The sequence below is a fragment of the Flavobacterium sandaracinum genome (genome assembly GCF_004349135.1).
Classification (GTDB): domain Bacteria; phylum Bacteroidota; class Bacteroidia; order Flavobacteriales; family Flavobacteriaceae; genus Flavobacterium; species Flavobacterium sandaracinum.
Genome location: NZ_SMFN01000006.1, coordinates 73391 through 85636 on the forward strand (window position 1 = coordinate 73391; position 12246 = coordinate 85636).

The window sequence follows — 12246 nt, forward strand, 5'->3', positions numbered from 1 at the left end:
GGGGTTGCAAAAGTACAATTAATTATTTTAAATGCAAATACCTTAAACTATTATTTTTATCTTGTTTTAGTGCTGATTATCAAATGGATATTTAAAATTAATTTCTATCTTCAAATTTTGGATTAGTATACGTGCAGTGGAGTTACCGGAATCCTGATTTTTTTTATGATTTTATTGACTATTCCTGATTTTTTAAACCTAAATTCTATATTATAAATGCTATTTTTGTCAATTAAACAGTTACTATTCTAATTATTTATATCTTGTCAGTATTTTTCCTTTATCAATTACAATAAATATTCCTTTATGAAAGCTAAAGCTACGTTAAAACAAATCGCAAAAGAACTGAATGTTTCTGTTTCAACAGTTTCAAAAGCGCTGAATGATAGTCCGGAAATAAGTGACCTAACTAAAGTGAAAATAAAAGAATATGCAAAACTCAAAAATTACAAACCTAATGTGATTGGTCTCAATCTTAAAAATAGAAAAACCAAAACAATTGGCGTTATTATTCCAAATATTTTGAATTCTTTTTTTGCCAAAGTATTTAGTGGTATTGAGAAAATTGCTGATGAAAAAGGGTACAATGTCATTATGTGTATCTCTAACGAATCAGCAGAAAAAGAAGCACATACGCTCGAAATGTTAAGTAATGGAACTATAGATGGATTTATTGTTTCAGTTTCTGAAGAAGCGCAAAAAAATCAAGATTACGATCATTTCTCAGCCATTATCAATGACGGAACTCCTATTGTTATGTTTGATCGTATTGCCGATGGCGTAGATTGTGACAAAGTAATTGTAGATGATTTTGATTCTGCTTTAAATTCGACCCAACATTTAATTGATTTAGGTTGCAAAAATATTGCTCTATTGTCTTCTATTGATAATCTAAGTGTAGGGAAATTAAGAGCTGATGGGTATCTCAAAGCATTGGAAAATAATAATATTGCTGTGAATAGTGACATTATTATACGAACGGATGCCGAAGAGGATTTGAAAGAAAAAATAGAAAAAATATTTGAGAACAAAATAGATGGAATCTTTGCTTTAGAAGAAAATGATTCGGTTGCGGCTTTGCGTATCGCACTCAAAAAGGGATTTAAAGTTCCCGAAGATATTTCAATTATCGGTTTTGCTGATGGAATTCTTGCTTCTCGTAGATTGTCTCCAAGCTTAACTACAGTGAGTCAACATGGAATCGAGATAGGCGAAGTAGCGGCTAAGTTATTAATCGATCGACTGGAATCAAAAGAAGAATATCTTCCTTATGAAACGGTGGTGATTAAAACGAAACTGAAAGAAAGAGAGTCTACACGTACCGTTTAAATCTACACGCTATTTCATCGCTAATTTTATAGCATTGTCAAAACTCAAAACTTTAACAATGCTATAACAATTAGTACAAAACCTGTTTTAATGTGCTTCCAGCCAGTCTTTTCCCATCCCTAAATCAACATCTAGAGGGACATCAAGTTTAAAGGCATGCTCCATTTCGTATTTAATCATCGGTTGTATTTTTTCGAGTTCTGAATTATGAACATCAAATACCAATTCATCATGTACTTGAAGTAGCATTTTACTCTTCCAGTTTTCAGAAGTTAGTTTTTCATGGATATTTATCATTGCAATTTTAATGATATCAGCAGCACTTCCTTGTATCGGCGCATTTACCGCATTTCTTTCTGCACCACCACGAACAATTGCGTTTTGCGAATTGATATCTTTCAAATAACGACGACGACCAAGAATGGTTTGTACATATCCGTTCTCTCTGGCAAAATCTATTTGTTCTTGGATATAGGATTTTAATCTTGGATACGTTTGATAATATGCCTCAATTAAATCAGCGCTCTCTTTTCGGGATAAGTTGGTTTGATTGCTCAATCCAAAAGCCGAAACTCCGTATATAATTCCAAAATTGACTGTTTTGGCATGACTACGTTGCTCGCGAGTCACTTCTTCAATAGGCACATTAAAGACTTTTGAAGCGGTTGATTTGTGAATGTCTTCATGATTTTGAAAGGCCTTGATCATATTTTCTTCACCACTCAATGCTGCAATTACACGCAATTCTATTTGGGAATAATCCGCAGAAATCAAAGTGTAATTTTCATCACGGGCCACAAATGCTTTTCGGATTTGTCGGCCACGTTCAGTACGAATAGGAATGTTTTGTAAATTTGGATTAGTAGAACTCAAGCGACCTGTAGCGGCAACGGTTTGCATATAATCCGTGTGTATGCGTTTTGTAACTGCATCTACCTGTAAAGGCAATGCATCAACATAGGTATTTTGCAGTTTTATAAGTGATCGCCAATCAAGTATAGCTGAAACTATTTCGTTATCTTTTGCTAGAAAACTTAGGATTTCCTCCCCAGTAGCATATTGACCCGTTTTGGTTTTCTTTTGTTTGGCTCCCCCAATTTTTAATTTGTCAAACAAAATATCTCCCAATTGTTTTGGCGAAGCCAAATTAAATTTTTCGCCCGCAATCTCAAAAATAGCTGCTTCTAGCGTTTTGATATCGGTGTTCAATTCTTGGGATAAGGACTTCAAAAAGGGAACGTCTAACCGAATCCCCTCCTTTTCCATATCAGCCAAAACTTTTACCAACGGAATTTCAATTTCCTCGAAAAGTTTTTTAGTGCCAGTTTTGTCTAATTCTAAAGTGAAAATTTCTTTTAGTTGTAAAGTTACATCGGCATCTTCAACGGCATATTCTTTGGCATCTTCGACTGGAACATCACGCATTGATTTTTGATTCTTGCCTTTTTTTCCAATTAACGTTTCAATGGATTGTGGGGCATACTTCAAGTAGGTTTCTGCTAAAATATCCATGTTATGGCGCATATCTGGATTAATTAAATAATGCGCAATCATGGTATCGAATAATTTTCCTTTAACAGAAACACTATAATTCGAAAGAATTTTTAAATCGTATTTTAAATTTTGACCAATTTTCTCGATGCTTTCATTTTCGAAAAATGGAACAAATTTTTCTATTAAAGTTTGTGCTTCCTCTTGATTTTCAGGAAACGGAACATAAAATCCTTTTCCTTTTTCGTAAGAGAAAGAAATTCCAACCAGCTCAGCGTGCAAGGCATCTAATCCTGTGGTTTCGGTATCAAAACATACAGCAGCTTGGTTTTGTAAATTTTGCAACAGCAAGCGCAAGCCCAAATCACCTTGAACTATTTGATAAGAATGTGTGGTGTTTTCTAATGTATTGTAAAATTGCTGGCGTCCTTCATCTGAAGAATCATCTGCTATAGCACTGCCAAAAAGATCAAACTGATCTTCGTTTTTTGTCCCTACAGCTTTTGGGAGTGTTTTTTTGTACAGTTTATTTTCATCAATAGGACTAGCTGTGGTGGTTACAGTTCCACCTTTTTTGAATATAGCGTCAAATTGTTCTGCCATTCGTCTGAATTCTAATTCATTGAATAGTGCATCTGTTTTCTCAACATCAGGGGTAGATAATTTATAATCCGTTTCTTCGAAAATAACAGGGCAATCCAATAAAATTGTCGCTAGAGTTTTAGATAATAATCCTTTTTCTTTGTTTGCTTCAATATTTTCTTTCATTTTACCTTTTAGCTTATCGGTATTTGCTAAAAGATTTTCCATGGTTCCAAATTCCTTCAAGAATTTTTTAGCAGTAACTTCACCTACACCCGGTAAACCTGGAATATTATCAGCAGCATCACCCATCATACCCAAGAAGTCAATCACTTGATCGGGTCTTTCAATTTCGAATTTTGCTAAAACCTCGGGAATACCCCAGATTTCTATTCCATTACCCATTCGGGCAGGTTTGTACATAAATATGTTTTCAGAAACCAGTTGTGCAAAATCCTTATCTGGGGTTACCATAAAGACTTTGTAGTTTTGTTTTTCTGCTTGTTTTGCTATGGTTCCAATTAAATCGTCGGCTTCATATCCTTTTACTTCTATAATAGGAATATGCATGGCCTTCAGGAGTTCTTGAATGTAGGGAATGGCAATTTTTATGGCCTCTGGTGTAGCATCACGATGTGCTTTGTATTCTGGAAAAATCTCATTTCTCAATTGGCTTCCGCCGTTATCAAAAGCTACGGCTAAATGATCTGGTTTTTCTCTTTTTATTACGTCCATTAAGGAATTCATAAATCCCATAATGGCTGACGTGTCCATTCCTTTAGAATTGATTCGTGGATTTTTTATGAAAGCATAATAGCCTCTAAATATTAAGGCGTAAGCATCTAGAAGGAACAGGCGTTTTTGTTGTGACATGAACTGTGGTTTTTGTAAAGTTTTCAAAAGTACAAAACTTGTCAGATAAAGGAGAGCTGGTTTAAGTTATTTCTGTTTTATCTGCGATGTAACCCAATTTTATAAGAATATAATTTTAAGTGGCGTGTTCTTTTGTACGGATAGCGTATTGTTTTACTCGAAAGAAAACAGCTATAAATAATAAATAGTAATTTTTAATTCGTTTAAATTATAAGAATAATAATATGTAATAATAAAAAACATGTATTTTATCGATTAAATATGTATTTAATCGATATATTGTTTAATTTTACTGAATGCTTTTGAGGATTCGTTGTATTCTCTATTATTTAATCTTTTTATTTTATTTATTATGAAAAAAAATTACGCTACTACAAGGGTTTTACAAGCCTGTTTGTTATTTTTCATGATAATAACAACAAATGTGTTTGGCCAGGTGGGCATAGGAACGATAACACCAAATGCAAGTTCTGTTCTAGATGTTTCGTCGACAACCCAAGGAATGTTGACCCCTAGAATGACAACGGCACAACGAACGGCTATTGCGAGCCCTGCAGATGGTTTGATGGTGTATGACACGGATTTGAAATCGTTTCATTATTACAATTCAGCGGTGACTTCATGGAATGTGATTAATAGCGGCGGTGCTACTGACAGACTTAAATTTAAGAGAATCAAATCTACAGATGTTTTAGCAACAGTTTTAGCTGCTGAGAAAGCGGCCGGTGGTGGAAGTAAGTATCTTTTAGATTCAGGAACTTTATATGAAATAAATGGACAAATATTAATGGATCTTCCTATTGAATTGAATAATGCTTATATCGCAGGAATGGATTCAGGAGAGGATAAATTAGTTAATGTTAGTGGAGATCTTTTTACAGGAACAACTGGTGGATCTATTAGAGTGGTTACTCTAGTGGCATCAGGATCAGGTAGAAAAGTCTTTAATATCACAGCAGATAAATCTCAAAATTTAATTCTAAGAGATTGTATTGTTGCAAATTCATCTAGTGTTGGCTTAATATCAGGATTTTCATTAGTTTTTGTTAGTGTTGTGCAATTTGTAGCTAATTCAAATGGAATCATTTACGAAAACATTACAGAATTATTGATTAGTAATACGGGGTGGTTTAGTAATAACTCTGGTACGTATGAGAAGCTTCAAGGTACATTTGATTTGGTACAAAAACAAGGAGGATTTAGTGAAGTATCTGGGTCAAGTATTGGTTTTGATGTGTCCTCTAATCCTACAATAACAGGAGATGCTGTTATAGAGTCGGTTGTGTTTACAGGAGTGACTACTGGAAAATATGTGAATGGATATACTGGTGTAGGTGTTTATACAGGGTACAATTTTAATAATAAATGGAATATTCGTTGCCCGGGAATTCCTCAAGAAACAGATTTGGTAGCTACTGGAGGATTGGCTTTTAATTATGAGGTTGGCTTTGGAGGGACTACTACTTTTAATTCCGCCAGTCCGAGTAATATTGTAAAAGTTGGAGGTGATTCAGTTGCTTCTAATCTGTTTAGATTGTCTACTGATAATCCAGCAGTTAGTAATAGACTTAAGTATTTGGGTAGTGGTAAAAGATTTTTTAATGTTAGTGGATCCATTTCTTTTCAAGTTTCAGGGGCTTCAATTTATATAATTTATGTTGCTAAAAATGGATCAACGACGGGTTTGACACAATATAAAGTTTATGGAAGAGGAGCGGCTTTAAATGATATTGTCGTGGTACCTATAAATGCCATCGTTGAATTATCTAATGGTGATTATGTTGAGGTTTTTGCTCAGAAGTATTCAGGTCCGACTTCATTTATTACAACAAATATGACTCTAATATTAAATTAGAATAGTAAAAGGAATTGTCTGTTTAAAATTGCATAATTCGAATTACAGAATAATGCAATTTTTTATATGTTTACTTCGGTTCTTTTTTAAGCTTTAATCAACCGTTAAATTTTAATTAATTAAAAGTGGCATTAGTTTATTCTTTTGTTATTTTGTCTAAAATTTAATTAAAATGATATTTCGTATCGTATTCTTGTGTTTAATTCTTCTCATTATTGAGCTTTATACCTTTCAAGTGTTAAAAACTTTGATAAAATCAAAGCCCGCATTGTTTTCAATTCAGTTTATTAGCCTATTGATTTTAATATACATTGTTTATGCCTTTTCACAGTTCAATAGAAGCGTAGGACAAACACAACAAACGATGTTGACTACAGGTTTGTTATTAATTGTTTATGTCCCAAAATTAATTTTGACCCTTGTGCTAATGGGTGAAGACATTTTTAGATTAGGTGCAGGAACCGTAAATTATTTTATTGATTATGACAAAGGCGCTGATTTCCTAAATTCCAGACGAAAATTCATCAGTCAAATAGGATTAGGAATAGCAGCAGTTCCGTTTTTATCATTGATTTATGGAGTTACTGTTGGTAAATACAATTATAAGGTCATCAAACAACGTATTTTTTTTCCTGATTTACCAGAAGCTTTTGATGGTTTTACGATTACTCAAATATCAGATGTTCACAGTGGCAGTTTTGATAATCCAGAAAAAATTAATTACGCGATTGATCTGGTAAATGAGCAAAATTCAGATCTTATTTTGTTTACTGGCGATATCGTGAATACGGATGCCAAGGAAATGCATCCTTGGATAGAAACATTCAATAAAATTAAAAAGCACGAATACGGTAAATATTCTGTTTTAGGAAACCACGATTACGGTGAATATGTTACATGGCCAACAGAAGCTGCAAAAGAAGATAATTTTAAAGCTATAAAAAACTTATATTGGGAAATAGGTTTCAATTTATTGCTGAATGAACATACGTTTATTGAAAAGGAAGGTGCTAAAATAGCGTTAGTTGGTGTCGAAAACTGGGGTCATAACTTCAAGCAGGCCGGAGATTTAAATAAAGCAGCTGGATCTTTAAAGAAAGAAGATTTCAAGATTTTGATGAGTCATGATCCTTCACATTGGGAGCATGTAGTGCAACATGATGACAAACATTACCATCTCACGCTTTCTGGGCACACACATGGAATGCAATTTGGTATCGAAATTCCAGGATACTTTAAATGGAGTTTGGCACAGTATGTTTATAAACAATGGGCGGGTTTATATGAAAACCTAGGAAGATACGTTTATGTTAATAGAGGTTTTGGTTTTCATGCTTATCCGGGTAGAGTAGGTATTATGCCGGAAATAACAGTCATTGAACTAAAAAAAGGTGTTAATGTGGCATAATACGTTAAAAATGCTACATTTGTAAAGTAGATATCTCTTTTTAGTGAATTTTAAAAATTAAATTTTTGGTTTTATGTCAAAATTTGGAGAACTTATAAATACTCAAGTACCTGTGTTAATCGATTTTTACACAGAATGGAACGAATCTTCCGTTTCAATGCATCCTGTTATCAGAGATGTAGCAGCTGCCCTTGGCGATAAAGCAAAAGTTATAAAAATTGATGTAGATAAAAATCAAGAGTTAGCAGATGCCTTGCGCATCAAAGGTTTGCCTACTTTGATGATTTACAAACAAGGTCAAATGATTTGGAGACAGTCTGGAGAATTAGATGCTAATACGCTTATTGGAATCGTGCAAGAACAATTGTAAACGTGCTTTTGAGTCTTACAAAGCACCACAATTAAAATTATTTTCTTTTAAAAAAGCCAGTGTTTTTGGTAGCACGTATTCAAGATTTTTGAATGCTTTTATACTGTCATGAAAAACAATGATGCTTCCTGGCTTTAGATTAGACAGGACATTGTTTAAACATTGTTCTCTGGATAGTGTGGTATCAAAATCAGCGCTAAGGACATCCCACATAATTATTTTGTACCCTAATTTTCGTATTTCTATTGATTGAGCCGTTTTTATCTTACCGTAAGGCGGACGAAATAGTTTATACTTTGAACTGTGATCTACAGTTTTTTCGATCACTTCTTCGCATAATCTAATATTTTTAAGGTAAGCATCAGCGGAAGTTTTCCAACCATTTAAGTGATTAAAAGTATGATTTCCTATACTATGACCATCGCTGATTACTTTTTTAAATATTTCGGGATGCTTGCCAATATTTTCTCCAATACAGAAAAAAGTAGCCTTCAAGTTGTATTTTTTTAATTCTTCCAAAACCCATATTGTAACTTTTGGAATTGGTCCGTCATCAAACGTGAGGTATACTGTATTTCCTGTATTGGAAACGTCCCAAGTATATTTTGAGAATATTTTTTTGATAAACCAATTCGTCTTTATCCAGTAGAATTTCATTTTGTAGTTATAAAATTAAAAAAAGGTAGCGACATTTTTCAACGTCGCTACCTTTTCTAATTGCTTTTAAGATTACTCTTTTTCTCGTCCAAATCGTTCAAACATTTTGATATACGTGTTGAATGTGATTTTGTTTTTGTTGTAGAAATCTATATCACCATGCTCTTTCATCACTTGTAAGAGACTTCTATAACGCTCAATGTCTATAATGATGGGAGTTGCAATACTGCTCTGCTCAGAAGATTTAAGGTTGCCATAATAGTTGAGGTTCTCTTGATACTTACCTACTAATTTTTTTAGTAATTGTTGCGCTTTTACTTTTTCTCCAATTTTGTAATATCCGCCGGCGAAAGGTTCTACTAAGGAATAATATTCAAAATACTCTACTGGCATTTTTGTCATTGCCAATTCGATAATGTTTTTTGCCTTATCTTTTTGTCCTTCAATAATTAGCTGATTCATTAATCTTGATAGATTAGTTCGATAGGTAATGCTATTTCTTCGGGTCTCTGGATCATGATAAATGGTTGGACTTTCGCTATTTCCCCAATCCCATTTCATTACTTTGGCATACATTTTATCGGCATCTATTTGTCCCATTTCAAGGGGACCTCCATCTTTAGGGATAATTGTTCTTACTGGAACTAATTTGTATACCATCCCTTCTAGTTGAAGATATTCTTTCATCCAGATATAATCTTCATTATCAAATGCGCCTCCACTAAAATAAATAGGTCGTTTCCAGTTGTTATTGGCAACAATATCCAGCATCATCAATCTGTTTTTGTACAACGCATTTTTACTTACATCCAAATCAATGTAGGGCACTATTGAATCATTGTATTTAGCAGAAACAACTTTATTTTTAATAATGATGTTTTTATCTACGGGGATTCTGATTTTATTGGTAGGGTAAAAATGAATGGTTTGACCATTTTGCATTTCAACAGTTGATTTTGGATTTTTAATAAAATCGATAAAATCTTTTATATCCCAGCGGCTTTCAATTTTAGGAATGTGAGCTACATAGTCCAGCTTGTCACCAACATATTGATCGTGTGTAAACGAAATGGGTAAAGGATCAGATTCGTAGGTTTTAGTTTTCATTTGGTCAATGTACCAATCTGTCATAAATAAACTTGTATTTACAATTTTGACATCTGTTCTTACTTTTTCAATTTCTTGAGCGTACCAGAGGGGGAAGGTATCGTTATCACCAATAGTAAATAAAATTGCGTTAGGATCACAAGAAGTAAGGTATGCTTTGGCCATGGCTAAAGCAGTATATTTATCAGAACGATCGTGATCATCCCAATTTTGAGAGGCCATAAGTACCGGAGCGGCTAGTATACTCGCTGCGATAATAAGTGGACCGGCAATTTTTGGAGCTAAATATTTTTGTGCACTTTCATACAACGCGTAAACCCCAAATCCAATCCAAATAGCAAATACATAAAACGATCCCACTAAGGCATAATCTCTTTCTCGAGGCTCAAATGGCCTTTCGTTTAAGTAGATTTTCAATGCTATTCCGGTAAATAGAAATAAAGTGAGTAGCACATAAAAGCTTTTCAAATCTTTATTAGCATGGTACATTAAGCCAATGAGACCTAGGATAAAAGGCAGGAAAAAATACACATTTCTACCTTTGTTGTTCAATACATCGGAAGGTAGGTTTTCTTGACTTCCTAAATGCAATTCATCTATAAATGATATCCCACTAAGCCAGTTTCCATCCAGGTAATCATATCTTCCTTGAATATCATTTTGACGACCAACAAAGTTCCACATCAAATACCTCCAGTACATATAGCCAAACTGGTATTCAACCATAAAGCCTAAATTGTCTGCTGTTGTAGGTTTCTCAATTATAAGATAATCACCATAGCTTTTCAGAAACTTAATATACCCTTCATTATCAATTTGTTTTTGCGCGTAAGCTTGTCTGAATTCATTTATGGTTTTCTGTGTTTCGTTTTTCAGTTGTGCAATGGCTTTATTATAATCTTCCTCGCTTAACTGACTTGGATCAATGCCGTATTTAGCTAAATCATCTTCATAAGGATAGTTAGGGTTTTGCCTAAACTCAGGTGGATTAGTAAAATTCATATAATTTTCAATATGATCACCACTCCACATTCTTGGTAAAATCGTTTTGTGGTTGTCATCTGTATTTTGATCTGCATTTTTGAAATTATTTACAATAACGTAGGTGTTGGTCTTATAATCTCTTTCGTAGTTGGGTGCTTTATCCAGATAGGGGGTGTCTTCATCTAAACCTGAAAATGCTTCGGTATATTGTGGTCCGTAAAACAGCGGATTTACTCCGTACTGTTCTCTGTTATAATATGCAAGAACTTCACGTGCATCAGAAGGTTTGTTTTCATTAATTACAGTATTGGCGTTAGCGCGAATGGGTAACATGGTCCAAGTAGAAAATCCAATTAGGATAAAAAGAATGCACAGAATTAGAGTATTGGCGGTTGCTAGGCCTTTATTGTTGGTGTATTTCAATCCGAAATAAAATAAGGCTGCCAGTAAGATAGTAACAAATATTGTTCCTGAATCAAATGGTAATCCTAAGCTGTTCACCATAAAGACTTCGGTTTTACCAAAGAATCCCATGGTCATAGGAAGCAGTAATTTGAAAATAAAAAGTAAGATAGCAATTACCACCACATTGGAAATCAGGAAACTTTTAAGGGTAACAACTTTATAATTTTTGAAAAAATAAAGAAAACCAATAGCAGGAATTGTTAATAACGCCATAAAGTGAACTCCAAAAGAAAGTCCAACAACAAGAGAAATGATTAATAACCATTTGTTGCCTCTTGGTTTATTCATGTCTTGTTCCCAACGTAAACCCAACCAAAATAGTAGCGCAATAAATAAAGACGCCATAGCGTAAACTTCTGCCTCCACTGCGTTAAACCAAAAACTATCCGAGAATGTATATGCTAGAGCGCCAACAAATGAACTTCCTAATATTACAATCTCATTATTTTTATTTGATTCTGAAAATCGAGAAACTAATTTTTTCAATACCATCGATGAAGACCAAAAAAGGAAAAGTATGGTAAATGCACTCGAAAATACAGACATCATATTGACCATTAGGGCAATTTTAGTATCATCAGTAGCAAACATGGCAAAAAAAGCACCAATCATTTGATATAAGGGAGCTCCCGGTGGGTGACCAACTTCTAGTTTGGCTGCAGTGGCAATGTATTCACCACAATCCCAAAAACTCATGGTAGGTTCAACAGTCAAAGTGTAGGTTAATAATGCGATTCCAAATGTAAGCCAACCGATGATGGTATTCCATTTATTGAAATTGAATGCTGCTTTATCCATGTACTAAAATTTAATTTAATTGTAAGTTACAAAGAAAATGTTTTTTTGTTTAACCATAGTAGCATTAACATTATTTTCTGGAAAAGTAATGCAATTTAATAACGTGTTGATTGTGAGGTTTTTTCATCAAACACTAGATCTGAATTTAAATTTAGGCGATTTTTTTTTGATAAAAAGGCAAAAAAAGTTTGTACAAACTAAATATTATTTTAAATTTGCACTCGCTTAGCAGCAACGCTGGTCTATGGTGTAATGGTAACACAACTGTTTTTGGTGCAGTCGTTCAAGGTTCGAGTCCTTGTAGACCAACAGAAGGCCCCTCAATTT

The 12246-nt window shown here is 33.8% G+C and carries 7 protein-coding genes and 1 tRNA gene; 5 read left to right on the forward strand and 3 right to left on the reverse strand.

Going from position 1 to position 12246, the window contains the following annotated elements:
- Positions 1-306 precede the first annotated feature (306 nt).
- On the forward strand, positions 307-1329 hold the full coding sequence (locus E0F91_RS06790) for a LacI family DNA-binding transcriptional regulator (RefSeq protein ID WP_132065569.1): 1023 nt from the start codon (positions 307-309) through the stop codon (positions 1327-1329).
- Between the two features lie 87 nt (positions 1330-1416).
- On the opposite strand, the gene polA is transcribed toward E0F91_RS06790, so the two are convergent.
- Positions 1417-4275, reverse strand: coding sequence for a DNA polymerase I (polA, locus tag E0F91_RS06795; protein ID WP_132065570.1), 2859 nt, complete (start codon positions 4273-4275; stop codon positions 1417-1419).
- A gap of 352 nt (positions 4276-4627) precedes the next feature.
- On the opposite strand from polA, the gene E0F91_RS06800 reads away from it, so the two are divergent.
- The 3 genes from E0F91_RS06800 (at position 4628) to E0F91_RS06810 (ending at position 7908) form a co-directional block, all read left to right on the forward strand.
- Positions 4628-6130 (forward strand): hypothetical protein, encoded by a 1503-nt coding sequence (locus tag E0F91_RS06800; RefSeq protein WP_132065571.1) that lies wholly within the window; start codon positions 4628-4630, stop codon positions 6128-6130.
- A 172-nt stretch (positions 6131-6302) separates the two neighbouring features.
- Entirely contained in the window at positions 6303-7538 is a 1236-nt protein-coding gene (locus E0F91_RS06805; protein ID WP_132065572.1) for a metallophosphoesterase, read from the forward strand.
- Positions 7539-7611: 73 nt separating this feature from the next.
- Positions 7612-7908 carry a thioredoxin family protein gene (locus E0F91_RS06810; protein ID WP_073352222.1) on the forward strand — a complete coding sequence of 99 codons (297 nt, stop codon included), beginning with the start codon at positions 7612-7614 and terminating at the stop codon, positions 7906-7908.
- Positions 7909-7923: 15 nt separating this feature from the next.
- Here the strand turns inward: E0F91_RS06810 and E0F91_RS06815 are convergent, their stop codons facing one another.
- On the reverse strand, positions 7924-8565 hold the full coding sequence (locus E0F91_RS06815) for a polysaccharide deacetylase family protein (protein ID WP_132065573.1): 642 nt from the start codon (positions 8563-8565) through the stop codon (positions 7924-7926).
- Positions 8566-8637: 72 nt separating this feature from the next.
- Complete coding sequence (locus tag E0F91_RS06820; RefSeq protein WP_132065574.1) at positions 8638-11919, reverse strand: glycosyltransferase family 117 protein; 3282 nt, start codon at positions 11917-11919, stop codon at positions 8638-8640.
- A gap of 238 nt (positions 11920-12157) precedes the next feature.
- Between E0F91_RS06820 and E0F91_RS06825 the strand changes: the two genes are divergently transcribed.
- Positions 12158-12228, forward strand: a tRNA-Gln gene (locus tag E0F91_RS06825).
- Positions 12229-12246: the final 18 nt, after the last annotated feature.

What these genes read in the sequence shown, in the direction of transcription:
- E0F91_RS06790 (WP_132065569.1), top strand. Translation starts at nt 307, where the DNA reads ATGAAAGCTAAAGCTACGTTAAAACAAATCGCAAAAGAACTGAATGTT.
- polA (WP_132065570.1), bottom strand. Translation starts at nt 4,275, where the DNA reads ATGTCACAACAAAAACGCCTGTTCCTTCTAGATGCTTACGCCTTAATA.
- E0F91_RS06800 (WP_132065571.1), top strand. Translation starts at nt 4,628, where the DNA reads ATGAAAAAAAATTACGCTACTACAAGGGTTTTACAAGCCTGTTTGTTA.
- E0F91_RS06805 (WP_132065572.1), top strand. Translation starts at nt 6,303, where the DNA reads ATGATATTTCGTATCGTATTCTTGTGTTTAATTCTTCTCATTATTGAG.
- E0F91_RS06810 (WP_073352222.1), top strand. Translation starts at nt 7,612, where the DNA reads ATGTCAAAATTTGGAGAACTTATAAATACTCAAGTACCTGTGTTAATC.
- E0F91_RS06815 (WP_132065573.1), bottom strand. Translation starts at nt 8,565, where the DNA reads ATGAAATTCTACTGGATAAAGACGAATTGGTTTATCAAAAAAATATTC.
- E0F91_RS06820 (WP_132065574.1), bottom strand. Translation starts at nt 11,919, where the DNA reads ATGGATAAAGCAGCATTCAATTTCAATAAATGGAATACCATCATCGGT.